Source organism: Variovorax paradoxus (assembly GCF_009755665.1).
GTDB classification, from domain to species: domain Bacteria; phylum Pseudomonadota; class Gammaproteobacteria; order Burkholderiales; family Burkholderiaceae_C; genus Variovorax; species Variovorax paradoxus_G.
Genome location: NZ_CP046622.1, coordinates 5,058,130 through 5,075,185, shown reverse-complemented (window position 1 = coordinate 5,075,185; position 17,056 = coordinate 5,058,130). Strand labels below are relative to the sequence as shown.

Sequence of the window (17,056 nt, the reverse complement as noted above, 5' to 3'; positions counted from 1 at the left end):
ATTATCCGGTTCGCAACTTGTTTTTTGGCAAAAGATTCGGCCTATATCCAAAGACCATAGGAGATAGAACCAAGGAACTGCCATGCACCTGCCTAGCCCTTACCGCCCTGAGGCGGATGTCGTCTCTCACCGGCTCGCCTCACTGGCGGGCGCACTCGACTGGGCTGCGGCGGCGACTGCCGCCAAGCCTTGGGTGGAGGCGGTGCGCCGCCATCCGCCGCCGTTCTGGGCCATGGAAAGCCTGCTGCGCGAGTACCCGATTTCGAGCGCCGAGGGCCTGGCGCTCATGCGCCTGGCCGAGGCGTTGCTCCGTGTGCCCGACGCCGCCACCGCCATCGCGCTCACGGCCGACCAGCTGGGACGCGCCGATTTCGAAGGCACGGCCGATTCGACGCTGTCGCGCCTGTCTTCCGCCGCCATCGCAATGTCGAAGAAGTTCCTGCCCGAAGGCGACCATCCGCCCGGCCTCATGGCCAAGCTCGGCGCGCGCACGGTGGTGGCCGCCACGCTGCGCGCGGTGCAACTGCTTGGCCGCCAGTTCGTGCTGGGCCAGACCATTGCCGAAGCCATGGACGAGGCCCGCTCGGCGCACCGCAAGCAGGACGCGCTGCGCTTCAGCTACGACATGCTGGGCGAGGGCGCGCGCACCGATGCCGACGCGCTGCGCTACCTGGACAGCTACACGCATGCCATCGGCGCCATTGCGGCCGGTGCCGATGCGGCCCGCGCGCCCGAGCACAACGACGGAATCTCCATCAAGCTGAGTGCGCTGCACCCGCGCTACGAATACGCGCAGCACGAGCGAGTGATGCGTGAACTGGTGCCGCGCGTATGGCAGCTGTGCGAGCTTGCGGCGGCTGCCAACCTCAACCTCACCATCGACGCCGAAGAGGTTGACAGGCTCGAGCTTTCGCTCGATGTGTTCGAGGCGCTGGCCGCGCGCGTGGCCGCCGAACAGCCGCAGTGGCGCGGCTTTGGCCTTGCGCTGCAGGCCTACCAGACCCGTTCGCTCGAACTGATCGAGCATGTCACGTCGGTGGCGCGCAAACACGGCCTGCGCCTGATGTGCCGGCTGGTGAAGGGCGCCTACTGGGACGCCGAGATCAAGCGCGCCCAGGAGCTCGGTCTGCCGGACTACCCGGTCTTCACGCACAAGCATCACAGCGACATCAGCTACCTGGCCTGCGCGCGCGCGCTGCTTTCGGCGCCCGATGCGATCTATCCGCAATTTGCCACGCACAACGCGGGCACCATCGCGGCCATCCTGCAGATGGCCGAGGCGGCCCAGGCGCCTTTCGAGCTGCAGCGCCTGCATGGCATGGGCGAAGGCGTCTACCGCGAAGTGATGAAGAGCACCGCCGCGCCGGTGCGCGTATATGCGCCCGTGGGCCAGCACAAGGACCTGCTCGCTTACCTTGTGCGGCGCCTGCTCGAGAACGGCGCCAATTCATCGTTCGTGAACCAGCTGGGCGACGAAGACGTGGACATCGGCGAGCTGCTCATGTCACCGCTCTGGCTCGAGCCAACGAACCCCGCCTTGCCGCTGCCGCCGGCGCTCTTTGGCCCACCGCCCGGGCGGCGCAACAGCGAGGGCGTCGACCTTGCCGTCGAGTCGATGCGCGCGCCGCTGCTTGCGGCGCTGCATGCCACCGCCGTACCCCGGGTCGAAGAGTTCGACCCCGCCAGCGTGGCAAAAGCTGTTGCCGCCAGCGCAGCCAGCTTCCGTCAATGGCGCAAGACGCCGGTCGAGGCCCGCGCCGCCATGCTGCGCCAGGCCGCCGATGCGCTCCAGCGCGACCTGCCGCGCTTCTGCGCGCTGCTGGTGAAAGAGGCGTTCAAGACCTGGAGCGATGCGGTGGCCGAAGTGCGAGAGGCCATCGACTTCTTGCGCTACTACGCGGACGAAGCCGAGCGCATCATGCAGCCCGTGGCGCTGCCCGGCCCCACGGGCGAGAGCAACGAACTGCGGCTCACGTCGCGCGGGCCCTGGGTGTGCATCAGCCCGTGGAATTTTCCGCTGGCAATCTTCATGGGCCAGGTGGCGGCCGCGCTTGCCACCGGCAACACGGTGCTGGCCAAGCCGGCCGAGCAGACGCCCGCCGTCGCGTTCGAAGCCGTGAAGCTGCTGCACGCCGCCGGCGTGCCGGCCGATGCGCTGCAACTGCTGCACGGCTCCGGTGAAACGGTGGGCGCCGCGCTGGTCGCCGCGCCGGGCGTAGCCGGCGTGGTGTTCACCGGCTCGACGCAGGTGGCGCGCATCATTCACCGCGCGCTTGCCGCAAAGGACGGCCCCATCGTGCCGCTGATTGCGGAGACCGGCGGCATCAACGCGATGCTGGTCGATTCGAGTGCGCTGCCCGAGCAGGTGGTCGATGCGGTGGTGCAGAGTGCGTTCCGTTCCGCCGGCCAGCGCTGCTCGGCGTTGCGCCTGCTGGTGCTGCACGACAGCATTGCCGACGCGGTGATCGAGATGATCCGCGGCGCGGCGGGGGAGCTGGTGGCCGGCAACCCGGCGCTGCTGTCGACCGATGTGGGCCCTGTGATCGACAGCGAAGCGGCCGACAACATCCGGCGCCATTTGAAGCGGCTGGATTCAGAGGCCAAGCGTCTTCTCGCGCCGGCTACTTCTTCAACAGATGCAGAAGGCAACCTGATCGCGCCGCAGGCCTACGAGGTGTCTTCCATCGAAAGCGTGACCAGCGAGATCTTCGGCCCGGTGCTGCAGATTGCGCGCTGGGGCCACGGCGCGCTGAGCGACCCCGCGGAGGTGATCGATCGCATCAACGCGCTGGGCTACGGCCTCACGCTGGGCATCCAGACCCGCATCGATTCGCGCGCCCAGGCGCTCGCCTCGCGCGCGCACGTCGGCAACATCTACGTGAACCGCAACATCATCGGCGCGGTAGTCGGCGTGCAGCCCTTCGGCGGCGAGGGCTTGAGCGGCACCGGGCCCAAGGCCGGCGGGCCGCACTACCTCTACCGGTTCTGCGCCGAGCAGACGGTCACCGTCAACACCACGGCGGCCGGCGGCAATGCCGCGCTGCTGAGCGCTGTTGCATAGCGCGGAGGAACGAGCGCCTTGGTCAAACCTCTCTTGCATAACCGCCTTCGCGGCGCGCATAAGCCATGGCGCGCCGGTCGCGAGAGGTCTATCGTTGCGGCCATCCGTTCAAACCAAGGGTTCCCTCATGAGTGAAAAGCTCTCCTTCGTCAATCCGACCGCCAACAGCCCCTGGGGCACGTACCTCTCGCAGGTCGACCGCGTGGTGCCGTATCTCGGCCCGCTGGCCCGCTGGGTCGAAACGCTCAAGCGCCCGAAGCGCGCGCTGATCGTCGACGTGCCGATCGAGATGGACGACGGCACCATCGCCCACTTCGAGGGCTACCGCGTGCAGCACAACATGAGCCGCGGCCCGGGCAAGGGCGGCGTGCGCTTTCACCCCGACGTCACGCTCGAAGAAGTGATGGCCCTGTCGGCCTGGATGACCATCAAGACCGCCGCGGTCAACCTGCCGTACGGCGGCGCCAAGGGCGGCATCCGCGTGGACCCGAAGAAGCTTTCGCTGCAAGAGCTCGAAAAAATCACCCGCCGCTACACCAGCGAGATCGGCATCATCATCGGCCCGCACACCGACATTCCCGCGCCGGACGTCAACACCAACGGCCAGATCATGGCCTGGATGATGGACACCTATTCGATGAACGTCGGCGGCACCGCCACGGGCGTGGTCACCGGCAAGCCGCTGCACCTGGGCGGCTCGCTGGGCCGCGTCAAGGCTACGGGCCGCGGCGTGTTCGTTACCGGCCGCGAGGCGGCCCGCCGCCTGGGCATGGACCTGCGCGGCGCGCGCATTGCGGTGCAGGGCTTCGGCAACGTGGGCTCGGTTGCGGCCGAACTCTTTGCCGAAGCGGGCGCCAAGATCGTCGCGGTTCAGGACCACACCGGCACCATCGTCAACTCCAACGGCCTCGACCTGGCAAAGCTCATTCCCGTTGCCAACAAGGAAGGCGTGATCGCCTTCAAGGGCGGCGACGTGGTGCCCAACGAAGCCTTCTGGGACACGGCGTGCGACATCCTGATTCCGGCCGCGCTCGAAGGCCAGATTACCGCCGAGCGCGCGCAGAAGACATCGGCCAAGCTGGTGCTCGAAGGCGCCAACGGCCCCACGGTGCCGCAGGCCGACGACATCCTTGCCGAACGCGGCGTGCTGGTGGTGCCCGACGTGATCTGCAACGCCGGCGGCGTGACGGTGAGCTACTTCGAATGGGTGCAGGACTTCTCGTCCTTCTTCTGGGACGAGGACGAGATCAACGTGCGGCTCGACCGCATCATGATGAACGCGCTCAACCAGATCTGGGACACGGCCGACAAGCACAAGATCACGCTGCGCACGGCCACCTATGCGGTGGCTTGCGAACGCATCCTGATGGCTCGTCAAGAGCGCGGTTTGTATCCCTGATTCGCTGAGGCAAGGTTGTACGCTCGGGGGATGAGCACCACCCCCGAGCAACAACTCCCCTCGATTCCTGCAGACGGCCTGGCCCGCCTGCAGGCCCTGATGGCCGGCGGCCAGCGCAAGCTGCTCGGCCTCGTCGGCGCGCCCGGCGCGGGCAAGTCCACGCTCGCATCGGCACTGCTCCGCGCCGCCGGTACCGACCGCGCGCAGGTCGTGCCGATGGACGGTTTTCACCTGGCCAATGTCGAGCTGCAACGGCTCGGCCGCGCCGGCCGCAAGGGCGCCCCCGACACCTTCGACAGCGCCGGCTACGTCGCGCTGCTGCAGCGGCTGCGCGAGCAGGGGCCGGGCGACCCCATCGTCTACGCGCCCGAGTTCCGCCGCGAGATCGAGGAGCCGATTGCCGGCGCCATCGCTGTACTGCCTGAGACCCGACTGGTCATCACCGAAGGCAACTACCTGCTGCACGATGCCGGGCCTTGGGCGGGCGCCGCGGCCATGCTCGATGAGGTCTGGTATGTGGACATCGACGATGCGGTGCGTGAAGAGCGCCTGCTGAAGCGCCACCAGCAGTTCGGCCGCAGCCCCGAGGCCGCGCGCGACTGGGTGGCCGCCACCGATGCGCCCAATGCACGGCTCATTGCCGCAACGCGCGGGCGCGCGCACTTCGTGCTGCACTGGTCCTGAAAATTCTCTTGCGTTGCCGGGAACACCGGCGCGGCGCAATGCTCGAAGCTACGCCGGCGGCGCTGCAAGGCCGGCCGGTTAGCATTCGCCGCCGCTTCATGACGACCATGCACCCCAATTTCTCTTCTTCTGCCTTTTCTGCTTTTCGTTTCAAGGTTCTCGCGCTCGGGCTCTTGTCCGCCCTGGTGCTCGCCGGTTGCGGCAGCAGCAGCTCGCGCCGCGTTTCCTACGAAACCGAGGAGTTCGACTCCACCACCACCCACACGCGCACCTACGCCGCCACCGAAGGCCAGACCTGCGAAGCCGCGCGCCGTGCGCTGCTGAGCCAGGGCTACATGATCAATGCCGCCAACACCGACCTGGTGACGGGCCGCAAGAGCTTCCAGCCCGCGGCCGAGGTGCATGTGGAAGTGGAGTTTCGCGTGGTGTGCGCCCGCGAAGGCGGCAAGTCCGGCAAGCGGAGCACCGTGGCCTTTGCAACGGCGCTGCAAGACCGCTACGGCATCAAGAAGGTCAACAACTCGGCCAGCCTGGGCGTGGGCGCCATCGGCTCGCTCTCGCTGCCCTTTGCCGGCAGCGACGACGCCATGGTCAAGGTGGCCAGCGAAACCCTCACGGACGAGCTGTTCTACGACCGCTTCTTTGCGCTGCTCGACCGCTTTCTCGAAGGCCAGGGCGGCGAAGAGCCCGAGGCGCCCAGCGTGGCGCCTGAGTCGCCGCGGCCGGCCGCGCCGCTGAACCCCGGAGCGCCCGCCACCACCTTTCCGGTGAAGCCGGTGCCCACCCCGGGCTGACCGCGCGCCGGGGCGGTCAGCGCACCAGCGTCGACTTTCCGAACAGGCTCTCGATCAGCTCCACGGCCACTTCGCCGGTCTGGTTGCGCACATCGAGCGCCGGGTTGAGCTCCACCACGTCGAGCGAGCCGAGCCGGCCGGTGTCGGCGATCATCTCCATGCACAGCTGCATCTCGCGGTAGGTGGGGCCGCCGCGCACGCCGGTGCCTACGCCGGGCGCAATGTTCGGGTCGAGGCAGTCGAGGTCGAAGCTCACGTGCAGGTGGGTGTCTTCGTCCACGTCCTGCAGCGCCTCGGTCATGGTGGTGCGCATGCCGTGCTCATCGATGTGGCGCATGTCGAACACGTTGAGCCCCAGCGTGCGAATGGCCTCCTTCTCGTCCGCATCGACGCTGCGGATGCCGATGAAGCGGATGGCATCGTGCTCCAGCGCCGCGCGCTCGCCGCTCCAGCCGGTGAGCACTGCCGGCCCGTGGCCGAGCAGGCACGACACCGGCATGCCGTGCAGGTTGCCGCTCGGGCTGGTGGTTTCGGTGTTCACGTCGGAGTGCGCGTCCAGCCACAGCACGCGCAGCTTCTTGCCGCGCTTGCGCGCATGCCAGGCCACCGCGCTGATGGAGCCGATGGCCAGGCAATGGTCGCCGCCCATCATGAGCGGCACATGGCCAAGGCCCAGTGCCGTGTCGACCGCGGCATACACCGAGCGGTTCCACGCAATCACTTCGTCCAGGTGGCGCAGGCCGTTGGCCGGTGCGGTCCACGGTGTGGCCGGGCCCGCGAGGTTGCCGCGGTCGAGCACCGCGAAGCCCTGCCGCGCCAGCGCCTCCGGCAGGCCGGCCACGCGCAGCGCGTCGGGCCCCATGCCGGCGCCGCGCACGCTGGCGCCGATGTCGGTGGGCGCGCCGATCAGTTCGAGGGTGATGCCGTTGTCATTGCTCATGTCGATGGCCCGATGTGCTTCCACAGGTAGGCGTAGCCCAAGGCGTCCATGAAGGCTGACTCCTTGTTGTCCGTTGCCGCGCTGTGGCCGCCTTCCATGTTCTCGTAAAAGCTGGCGTCGTAGCCCATGGCGGCCAGCTTCGCGTACATCTTGCGCGCATGCACCGGCCCCACGCGGTCGTCGCGGGTCGATGTGGTGAAGAGCGCGGGCGGGTAGGGCTGGCCCTTCCTGGCGTTCTCGTAGGGCGAGAAGGCCTTGATCCATTCCCATTCTTCCGGCTGGTCGGGGTCGCCGTATTCGGCAATCCAGGAGGCCCCGGCCGACAGGTGCGTGTAGCGCTTCATGTCCAGCAGCGCCACCTCGCTCACGATGGCGCCGTAGAGCTGCGGGTACAGCGTGAGCATGTTGCCCATCAGCAGGCCGCCGTTGCTGCCGCCCATGGCGCCCAGGTGCTGTGGGGAGGTGATGTTGCGCGCAATCAGGTGCTCTGAAACGGCCGCGAAGTCTTCGCAGGTGCGCAGGCGGTTTTCTTGCAGCGCGGCCTGGTGCCAGCGCGGGCCGTACTCGCCGCCGCCGCGGATGTTGGCGACCACGTACACGCCGCCCTGCTCGAGCCATGCGCGGCCAATGGCGCCGCTGTAGCTGGGCTGCAGCGAGATCTCGAAGCCGCCATAGGCGTATTGCAGCGTCGGGTTCTTGCCGTTCGCCTGCAGGTTCTTCGGCGCAATTTCGAAGTACGGCACGCGGGTGCCGTCCTTCGATGTGGCGAAGTGCTGGCTCACGCGGTAGCGCGACGCATCGAAGAAGCCGGGGCTGTCTTTCAGCGGCTCGGGCTCGCCCTTGCCGATGGTGCCCATGTAGAGCGTGGTCGGCTGCAGGAAGCCGCTCACGGTCAGAAAATAATCGTCGTTCTCGTCTTCGTCGATGCCGCCGGCCGCAATGGTCGAAAGCTCGGGCGCGCCGCCCAGGCTCTCGCGCTTCCATTCACCGGTTTGCGGGGTGAGCACTTCGAGCTTGTTCACCACGTCGTGCATCACGTTGAGGATCAGGTGGTTGCGTGTCCACGAATGGTCGTCGAGCGCGGTGGTGTCATTGGGCTCGAACAGCACGGCGAGCTCGCGCTTGCCGGCCATGTAGTTGTCGAACTTCGCGGCCAGCAGCGAGCCGGGCTTGTATGTAACGCCGCCCACGGTCCAGGGGCTGCGCGGCTCGACCAGCATCCACTCGCGCGTGACCTCGGTGTTCGAATCGTCGGGCACGTCGATCTTCACGAGCCGGCCGTCGGCATGGCGCAGCCAGGTCTCGCTGTCGTAGAAGTCCATCTGGCGCGAGACGAAGTCGCGCTCGAAGCCCGGCGTGTTGTCGCGCCAGGCGCTCACGGTCATGTCGTCTATGCCACCTTCGTACACGGTCAATGCGCTTTCCAGCGGCGTGCCGCGCTTCCACTCTTTCACGATGCGCGGATAGCTCGAACTGGTCATCGAGCCGGGGCCGAAATCGGTGGCCACATAGAGGTGGTCGATGTCCTTCCACGCCACGTTGCTCTTGGCCTCGGGCAGCGTGAAGCCGCCGTCGACGAACTGCTTGAGCTCCAGATCGAACTCGCGCACCACGTTGGCGTCGGCACCGCCGCGCGAGAGCGAAACCAGGCAGCGCTTGTATTCGGGCTGCAGGCATTGCGCGCCGTGCCACACCCAGTTCTCCTTGTCGGCTTCGGCCAGCGCGTCGAGGTCGATCACGGTTTCCCAGGCGGGTTGCGGCTTGCGGTATTCGGCCAGCGTGGTGCGCCGCCACAGGCCCTTGGGGTTCTTCTTGTCGCGCCAGAAGTTGTAGAACAGCGGGCCGATCTTGCGCACCATCGGAATGCGGTCGTCCGAGTCGAGCACTTCGAGAATGCCTTTCTCCAGACGCTCGAAGGCGGGCGACTGCGCGTAGCGCTGCACCGTCTTCGCGTTGTGCTGCCGGGCCCAGTCGAGCTGTTCGCTGCCGTCGATGTCTTCGAGCCACAGGAACTCGTCGGTCTGCATGGAAGAGGTTGAAGTCATGGCCGCAGTGTACGAATCCGGCGTGAAAGAAGAGATGTCCCTGGCAGCCCGTCGGGAGCTATTGAATTCATAGCGCGGTACGTGATGGGCTCGGGACAAACCCGCGTTCGGCGGATTCGCCCCTGTTCGCGGGGCTGCCCACGGGTATCCTGCCGAACGGCGCCTGCGCACACAAGGAGACATGTCACATGAAACACCTGAGCGGTCTTGATGCCACCTTCCTGCATCTGGAAACCCCCGAGATGCCGATGCACGTGGGCTCGCTCAACGTGCTCGACCTGCCCCAGGGCTACCAGGGCGACTTCTACGAAGACGCCAAGCAGTTCATGGCCAGCCGAATCCACCTGGCCGACGTGTTCACGCGCAAGCTCGCGCTCATGCCCTTCGACATGACCAACCCGGTGTGGGTGGAAGACGACGACATCGACCTCGACTACCACGTGCGCCACATCACGCTGCCCAAGCCCGGCACCAACCGGCAGTTGCAGCAATACGTGGCACGGCTGCACTCCACGCTCATCGACCGGAGCCGCCCGATGTGGGAGTTCTTCATCATCGACGGGCTCAAGAGCGGCCAGGTGGCGCTGTACACCAAGGTGCACCATGCGGGCATCGATGGGCAGGCCGGCGTGGCGCTCGGCAAGGCCATCTTCGACCTGGAGGCCACGGGGCGCGTGGTGAAGCCGCCGCGCGCACGCCCGCGCAGCAGCGGCTACCAGCTTGGCATGGCCGAGCTCGCGACGGCGGCGCTGCGCAACACGGCGCAGCAGTACGTCAAGCTCTTCAAGATGGCACCGGCCATTGCAAGGGCGCTCGGCGGCCTGGCCAAGCCCGACGAAAAGGCAGCCGAGAAAGACGCTGCCACCGCGCCGAAGAAGTTCAACCTCTTTGCGCCGCGCACATCGCTGAACGTGTCGATCACCAATCAGCGCACGTTTGCAGGCCGCACCATCTCACTGGCCGAGACCAAGTACATCGCCAAGCACTTTGGCGTGTCGCTCAACGACGTGGTCATGGCCACTGTGGCCGGCGCGCTGCGCCACTACCTGGCCGACAACAACGAACTGCCCGCCAAGCCGCTGGTGGCCGGCGTGCCCGTGAGCCTGCGCGAGGCAGGCGACGACACGGCCAACAACCAGGCCAGCATGATCCTGGTGAGCCTGGCCACCGACATCACGGACCCTGTGCAGCGGCTGAAGGCCATCAACGCGTCGTCGAACGCGTCGAAGTCGACGATGAACCGCTTCAAGGCCATGATCCTGGACGACTTTCCGACCTTCGCGGCGCCCTGGCTGGTGTCGGGCATCGCCTCGATGGTCGGCCGCTCGGGGCTTGTGAACCTGCTGCCGCCGGCGGCCAACGTGGCCATTTCGAACGTGGCGGGCGCGCCGTTCCCGATGTACTTTGCGGGCGCACTGGTCACCAGCTACTACCCGGTGTCCATCGCGAGCCACGGCACGGCTTTGAACGTGACGGTGCAGAGCTACAACGGCCGCATGGACTACGGCCTCATCGCCTGCCGACGGGCGGTGCCCGACATCACCGAGATCGGCGACTACATGCTGGCCGAGCACAAGCTGCTGATGGACCTGACGCAGACGCATCCGGCGGCTGCGGGTGCGGTGCCTGCGAAGGCTGCGGCTGCCCCTGAGCCGACGCCCGTCGTGAAGGCTGCGGCCAAGCCCGCTGCAAAGGCTGCCCCGAAGGCCGTGCCGAAGCCGGCGGCAAAAAAGGTGGCAGTGAAGAAGCCGGCGGCGGTAAAGACCACGGCTGCCAAGGCCCCTGCCAAGAAGGCGCCAGCCAAGGCCGCGCCCCGCAAGCCCGCCGCACCGGCCAAGCGCGCCAGGGTGGCTGCTGCGGCATGATGATCGGCAGGCCCTTGGCCGTAAATTGGGGCAGTTGGACTAGTTTTCCCACGGTTCTAGCTTTTCAGGCCTAGGCACTCCGGAAGAAGATCACCCCATCGCGAATCCCGCGAACGTTCAACTTCCAGGAAATCGACACATGACCACGCAAGCTTCTTTCTCTTCCGCCGCCATCCACGTCATCGGCCAGTACAACGACGCCGGCAAGACTCTGGTGGGTGCCTATCGCGCCGGCGTGCATCGCCTGCTCGGCGGCGCTGCTTCGCGCTACAGCGAATTCCTGGGCAGCCGCCAGATTCCGCTGGTGAGCGAGCAGGTCAAGGCCAACCTGATCGGCGCACAGGAAAAGATCAACGGCTTCCTGGCCAACCGCCTGGACATCGACACCGGCCGCATCGTCTCGGCGATGGACCGCGTGGCCGCGGGCACCACGAGCGGCATCGAAGCCGTCGCCGGCCGCGTGGCGGGCGTCGAATCGCCTGTGGTCACCTCGGTAGTCAAGACGTTCAACGCGCTGAACCAGCCCGTTGCCAACGTGTCGGTGCAAATCGCCGACAGGATCGCCGCCGGTGCCAGGCAGATCGAAGTGCGCGTGAGCGGCACCGAAGAAGCCAAGCCCGTGCGCACCGTGAAGGCCAAGGCGGCCGCCGCCAAGAAGCCGGTTCGCCGCACCGCCGCCCGCAAGGCGGTCTGACCTGACCCTGGAGCAAACAACGCATGGCGACCCGACCCCGTTCGACCGATCCGACTGACGATCTGAAGAAGAAGAGGGCGGCGCCTGCGAAGAAAGCCTCCGCGGCCAAGAAGGTGCCCGCAGCCAGGAAAACGGCTGCGGCAGCCAAGAAAAAACCCGCTGCTGTCACACCCAAGGCGCGGCCGGCCGAAAAGACCGGCGGCGCCGAGGGCCTGCTTCGCGCGGGCCTCAAGGCGCTCGGCAACGTGCGCGACGACGTTGCCAAGCGCCAGGCCAATGTGATCGAAGGCTTGCTCGGCATTGGCCAAGGCAAGTTCGACGCAACCGCTGGCGCCGCCAAGGCCCCGCTCACGCGCGGCTTTCCGAGCCTCGACAGTTTCGGCCTGCGCAAATTCGAAGACGTCTTCGACCAGCGCGTGGCCACCGCCCTGGAGCGGCTGGGCATGCCCAGCGCGCAAGAGGTGCAGGCACTGCGCGCAGAAGTGGCCCGGCTGCGCGAACGCCTGGCCGAGCTCGAACCAAAGAACGCCAGCCCGCGCGGCAGCGGCAAGCGCTGAGCCCCAAGCCCAGCGAACACCGACGCACGCACCAGCCGGTTGTGGCCAGTTCCAACACCACGCGCGATCGCATCCTGCAGGCCAGCCTTGCGCTGTTCAATGCGGAAGGCCTCGCGGCGGTGTCCACCCACAAGATTGCGGCCGAGCTCGGCATGAGCCCGGGCAACCTGCACTACCACTTCAAGGCCAAGCAGCTAATCGTCGAGTGGCTGTTCCGGCGCTTCGAGCAGCGGCTCGCGGTGCTCGATGGATCTTCGGGTTCGATTGCCGCCATCGACGACCTCTGGCTCGCGCTGCACCTGCGCTTCGAGGCCATCGACGAATACCGCTTCATTTATCGCGACATGGCTTTCCTGGCCGGCGAATACCCTGCACTCGGCCAGCGCGCGCAGGCGCTCACCGCGCAGAACCTGCTCGCGGCCCAGGCGCTATGCGAAGGGCTGGTGGCCTCGGGCGTCATCCAGACCAGCGCGGAGCAGGCGCGCATCCTGGCGTTGCAGATGGTTTTCACCACCACCTGCTGGCTCTCGTTCGAGCGGCTGGTGCCGGGGCGCGATGCACTCGCACAGGCCGACCCGGGATTGGCGGCTTTCTATACGCTCACCTTGATTTCCCCGTATGTTTCCAGCGAATCGAGGGCTTACCTTGATTACTTGCGGGGCAAATACCTCGGATAAACATCGCTGTTGTCCGACGAGGCGGTGAAACTTTCGTTCGCCATGCTCGTCCCACACAGCAGCGAAACAGAAATAGACAGGAACGCCCCCCTCATGACCACCGCCACCCGAAACCACATTGCGCCACCGTCAGGCCTGCTGATGCTGGCCGAAGCACGCGCACTCTGGGAAACAGGTGCCGGCGTCGCAATGTGGCCGCTGCTGCAGCTCACGCCGCGTGGCGACGGGCATCCAGTGATCGTATTGCCAGGTCTGGTGGCGGGCGACGGCTCCACGCTGCTGCTGCGCCGCTACCTGCGCAGCCGCGGTTACGACGCACACGGCTGGGGCCTGGGCCGCAACTTCGGCCCGCGCGACGGCGTGGAAGACGGGATGCTGGCGCTCCTCAAGTCGCTGCACGAGAAGAGCGGCCAGAAGGTCAGCGTGATCGGCTGGAGCCTTGGTGGCATCTATGCGCGGCTTCTCGCGTCCGCGCAGCCCGACCTGGTGCGCAACGTCATCACCCTGGGCAGCCCGTTTTCCGGCAGCCCGCGCGCCACCAACGCATGGCGCGTGTACGAAGGCGTGAGCGGCCAGAGCTCGCATGACCCGCGCCGCATGAAGTTCGTGCAGCCCACGCCGCCCGTGCCCACCACGTCGATCTTCAGCCGCACCGACGGTGTCGTCGCATGGCGCTGCAGCCTCGAAAAGCCCGGGCCCAAGGCCGAGAACATCGAAGTGGTGGCAAGCCACCTGGGGCTGGGCGGCCATCCCGCCGTGCTCTACGCGGTGGCCGACCGCCTTGCGCAGCCAGAGGGCAAGTGGAAGCCCTTCAACCGCGGCCTACTCGGGCCGCTGGTCTATCCCGATCCAGACCGCGAAGCCTGAGTTGAGCCGCAGGGGCTAGGCCCCCGCCCACACGTCCAGTACGTAGCGCTGGTCGGCAATCATCTTGTCCATCCAGGCATTGCTGTCGTGCCCGTGCTCGCGGGCCAGGTCGGCAAGCGTGCGCCGCACGTCGGGCTCCATGCGCGAGCCGTCGCCGCACACATAGATCACTGCCCCTGCTTCCAGCAGCTTCCAGACGGCCGCGCCCTGCTCGCGGATGAGGTCCTGCACATACACCTTGCGTTCGCCCGAGCGCGAGAAGGCCGTGTGCAGCTTCATCAAACCGCGGTGCGACCAGGCCTTGAGTTCTTCTGCATAGATGAAATCCTGCTCCGGGTGCCGGCAGCCGAAGAACAGCATTGCATCGCCCAGTGCCTCGCCCCGCTCGACCTGTGCCGCACGTTCCTGCAGAAATCCGCGAAACGGCGCAAGGCCGGTGCCGGGGCCGATCATGATGAGCGGGCGCTGCGCATCCTCGGGCAGGCGAAAGCCTTCGGCGGTTGTTTCGCGAATCACGCCGTGCACCGCGTCGCCCGCTTCGGCGCGCGCCAGGTAGTTGGAGCAAACGCCCTCGAAGGCGCCGTTGCCCGAAAGCGCCGGTGCGCTCACCACGCCCACAGTGACGCTGCACCGCCCCGGGGTCATCGAGGGCGACGACGAGATCGAGTAGTAGCGCGGCGAGAGCGGCGACAGCATTTCAAGAAACACCGCGAACGGCACCTGGCAGGCGCGGTGCTCCTCGAGCAGGTCGAGCAGCGACTTTCGCTTGTGCAGCACCTCGGCCCTGTAGGCGGCCTGCGACGCCTCGTCGCTGCCAGAGAGAGCCATGAGCCGGGGCTTGGTGAAAGGGCACTCGGTGTAGGCGGCGAGCGTGGCAATCTGCTTTCGCGTGGCAACGTCCTGCAGTTCGACGTAGTCGCCCAGCAGACGGTCGACCGCGACCACCTGGTCGACCGGCAGGGCCGCCTTGCGGCCGGCAGCGGCATGCAGCCGCACATGCGCGGAGCGGTCGAATCCGAAGCGCGCCATCGCGCGCTCCACCTGCGCGGGGCTGTTGCGCGGCACCACGCTCAGGTGATCGCCGGGCACGTAGTTGACGCCTTCGGGCAGCATCAGTTCGACGTGGCGGGTGGAGCGGCTGCTCCCCGCATCGCTGCCGGGGCTTTGCAGCTCACGGTTTTCCACAACACGCAGCGCCACGGCGCCGAGCGCATCGACCAGCGCGTTCTTCTGCGGCGGCGGCAGTTCTTCGAGCGTGTAGAGCGGCTCGGCCTCCGCCGGCGTGTCGGCGCCCGCCTGGATGCCGAAGGTTTTCACCAGCTCGGGCCAGAGCGCGTCGCTCCAGTCCTGGAACGCGCCGTCCATGTCCTCGCGCGCATCGCCTTCGCCGCGCGGGTGCACGCGCGTGGCGCCGAGCGCCTCGAGCCGCTCGTCGATGCGCCGCGGCACCGCCTGGTAGGTGGCGGCCCAATCGGTGTTGCCGCAGCCGAACACGCTGAAGCGCACGCCGTTGAGCGAGTCGTCGGCCTTGTCGAGCCAGCGATGGAATTCGGCCGCGTTGTCCGGCGCCACGCCGTTGTAAGAGGCGCAGACGATCGCCACCGCGCCGTTCGCCGGCAGCCGCTCGGCATAGTCGTCGAGCGAAGCAACTTGCGTGGAGAAGCCGCGCAGCTCGCCGGCCTCGGCCAGCTGGCGTGCCAGGTCTTCTGCCGTGCCCAGGTTGGAGCCCTGCAGCACCAGCAGCGAGGTGCCGTGGCGCGCGGCCTGTGGCTTGCGCGCCACGGGCTTGGCGGGCGCATTCGGCGCGGCGGCGGTTTCGCCGTTGCCGCGCGGGCGCGAAGCCGGGTCGCGCAGCAGCGCCTTGATCTTGAAGTCTTCGGGCTTGATCGTCAGCGCTTCCTTGATCTTGAGCTTGTAGCCCGTGTGATCGACCAGGTTGAAGCGCTGCAGGATCATGCCCAGCGTGAGCACCGCCTCCTGCAGCGCGAACTGGCGCCCGATGCAGGCGCGCTGCCCGTTGCCGAAGGGCTTGAAGGCGTTGACCGGCCGCTCGCGCTCGGCTTCGCGGCTGAAGTTGTCGGGGTTGAACTGGTCGGCGTTTTCGCCCCAGATGCTTTTGTCGCGATGCAGCGCGAGCGCATGCATGATGACCATGTTGTTCTTCTTGATCGTGTACTGGCCGCCGATCTTGGTGTCTTCCTTCGCGCGCATCGAGATCGCGGGCGCGGTCGGGTACAGGCGCAGCGACTCCTTCAGCACCTGCAGCACGTAGGTCAGCCGGTTCACCTGCGCATAGGTGGGCTTCTGCGAGGTGTCGCCGCCCAGCACACTGTCCACCTCGGCTTGCGCCTTGGCCATGGCCTCGGGGTTGTTGAGCAGGAAGTAGATGGCAAAGGAGAGCAGGCCGCTGGTGGTCTCGTGACCCGCAATGAGGAATTCGATGCACTCGTCGCGGATCATCTTGTCGGTGAGCTGCTCGCCGCTTTTCTTGTCCACGCCCGCGATCATGTAGCTCAAAAGGTCGGACTTGGTGGCAATGTCGGCGCCGCTCGCTCGCCGCTCCTCGATGATGTCTTCCACCATCTTGTGCATGTAGCGGATGTCCTTGCGCTGCTGCGCAAGCTCCTTCTTGAGCATGAGTTCCTCGAGCGGCAGGCCGCGGCGGTTCTGCACCGTTTCGAGCGTGCGCACCATCGCATCGACGAAGGGATGAAAGCCTTCGCGGTAGAACGAATTGAAGCGATAGCCGAAGCCGCACAAGCCGATGGTGTCGAGCGTGAGCGCGGTCATGTCGCGCACCACGTCCACCTCTTCGTCGAAGTTCAGGCGCTCCCACTTGGTGACCAGCTGGCTCGCAATGTCCAGCATCATCGGGTGGTAGGCCTGCATTGCGCGCTGGCTGAAGTTGGCCAACAGGATGTTGTGCGGCTTGGACCAGGTTTCCTCGTGCGTATCGGAAGTGAACAGCCCATGCGACGCTGCACGCAACCGGCGCAGCGCACCGCGCGTGCTCTTGTCGAAGCGCGGCTCTTCGCACAACTCGTCGACCAGCGCGGGCGACGACACCACGATCACCGGCATGCCCGGCATGTCGAGCCAGTAGATCCCGCCAAGCTCCTGCGCGATCCGCCACATGTCGAGCACCGGAGAGTCCGAGCCAATCGACAGCAGGTTGCCGACGAATGGCTTCTTCGCCGGATGAGGGATCGGATGGAGCGAGTTCTTGCCTGCCATGGGTTTGCGCCTTTGGAGTGGACCCGCTTCGGGGTGTCCGGGTGTGACTTCCGGAGTATCTCGGCGGCGTGAGGGCGAGGCAGACGGGGTTTCCCTTAGGCTTGTTCGGTGTTGGGGCGTTGCTCGTTCAGGGCGGCGCACCCGCCGACGGGGTACCTTTCTCCGCGAATGTCCCCCGGCCTGCGGCCTCCTCCTTTATTTCGCTGCGCAAGGCACCCCGCCAGCGGGTGCGTTGTACA

At 66.9% G+C, this 17,056-nt stretch carries 12 protein-coding genes; 9 read left to right on the top strand and 3 right to left on the bottom strand.

What is annotated here, in order from left to right:
• The first annotated feature begins 82 nt into the window (after positions 1-82).
• From GOQ09_RS23670 to GOQ09_RS23655, 4 genes are all read left to right on the top strand, one after another.
• Complete coding sequence (locus GOQ09_RS23670; RefSeq protein ID WP_157616135.1) at positions 83-3,061, top strand: L-glutamate gamma-semialdehyde dehydrogenase; 2,979 nt, start codon at positions 83-85, stop codon at positions 3,059-3,061.
• A 127-nt stretch (positions 3,062-3,188) separates the two neighbouring features.
• Positions 3,189-4,460 (top strand): Glu/Leu/Phe/Val family dehydrogenase, encoded by a 1,272-nt coding sequence (locus GOQ09_RS23665; RefSeq protein WP_157616134.1) that lies wholly within the window; start codon positions 3,189-3,191, stop codon positions 4,458-4,460.
• A 30-nt stretch (positions 4,461-4,490) separates the two neighbouring features.
• Positions 4,491-5,144, top strand: a complete 654-nt coding sequence (locus tag GOQ09_RS23660; RefSeq protein WP_157616133.1) for a nucleoside/nucleotide kinase family protein — start codon at positions 4,491-4,493, stop codon at positions 5,142-5,144.
• A gap of 98 nt (positions 5,145-5,242) precedes the next feature.
• Positions 5,243-5,938, top strand: a complete 696-nt coding sequence (locus tag GOQ09_RS23655) for a DUF2242 domain-containing protein (RefSeq protein ID WP_157616828.1) — start codon at positions 5,243-5,245, stop codon at positions 5,936-5,938.
• Positions 5,939-5,954: 16 nt separating this feature from the next.
• On the opposite strand, the gene rocF is transcribed toward GOQ09_RS23655, so the two are convergent.
• Positions 5,955-6,878 (bottom strand): arginase, encoded by a 924-nt coding sequence (gene rocF, locus GOQ09_RS23650; RefSeq protein WP_157616132.1) that lies wholly within the window; start codon positions 6,876-6,878, stop codon positions 5,955-5,957.
• Positions 6,875-8,923, bottom strand: coding sequence for a prolyl oligopeptidase family serine peptidase (locus GOQ09_RS23645; RefSeq protein WP_207309893.1), 2,049 nt, complete (start codon positions 8,921-8,923; stop codon positions 6,875-6,877). The genes rocF and GOQ09_RS23645 overlap by 4 nt, the downstream gene beginning before the upstream one ends.
• Positions 8,924-9,111: 188 nt before the next feature.
• Here GOQ09_RS23645 and GOQ09_RS23640 point away from each other — a divergent pair, with 188 nt between their 5' ends.
• The 5 genes from GOQ09_RS23640 to GOQ09_RS23620 all read left to right on the top strand — a co-directional run bounded on the left by GOQ09_RS23640 (position 9,112) and on the right by GOQ09_RS23620 (position 13,583).
• On the top strand, positions 9,112-10,788 hold the full coding sequence (locus GOQ09_RS23640) for a WS/DGAT/MGAT family O-acyltransferase (RefSeq protein ID WP_157616131.1): 1,677 nt from the start codon (positions 9,112-9,114) through the stop codon (positions 10,786-10,788).
• Positions 10,789-10,927: 139 nt separating this feature from the next.
• Positions 10,928-11,482, top strand: a complete 555-nt coding sequence (locus tag GOQ09_RS23635) for a hypothetical protein (protein WP_157616130.1) — start codon at positions 10,928-10,930, stop codon at positions 11,480-11,482.
• 23 nt (positions 11,483-11,505) lie between these two features.
• Complete coding sequence (locus GOQ09_RS23630; protein WP_157616129.1) at positions 11,506-12,039, top strand: phasin family protein; 534 nt, start codon at positions 11,506-11,508, stop codon at positions 12,037-12,039.
• A 41-nt stretch (positions 12,040-12,080) separates the two neighbouring features.
• Positions 12,081-12,716, top strand: coding sequence for a TetR/AcrR family transcriptional regulator (locus GOQ09_RS23625; protein ID WP_157616128.1), 636 nt, complete (start codon positions 12,081-12,083; stop codon positions 12,714-12,716).
• Between the two features lie 93 nt (positions 12,717-12,809).
• Positions 12,810-13,583 carry an esterase/lipase family protein gene (locus GOQ09_RS23620; RefSeq protein ID WP_157616127.1) on the top strand — a complete coding sequence of 258 codons (774 nt, stop codon included), beginning with the start codon at positions 12,810-12,812 and terminating at the stop codon, positions 13,581-13,583.
• Between the two features lie 15 nt (positions 13,584-13,598).
• Here GOQ09_RS23620 and GOQ09_RS23615 read toward each other — a convergent pair whose 3' ends face one another.
• Entirely contained in the window at positions 13,599-16,817 is a 3,219-nt protein-coding gene (locus GOQ09_RS23615; protein ID WP_157616126.1) for a bifunctional cytochrome P450/NADPH--P450 reductase, read from the bottom strand.
• Between the last annotated feature and the right edge of the window lie 239 nt (positions 16,818-17,056).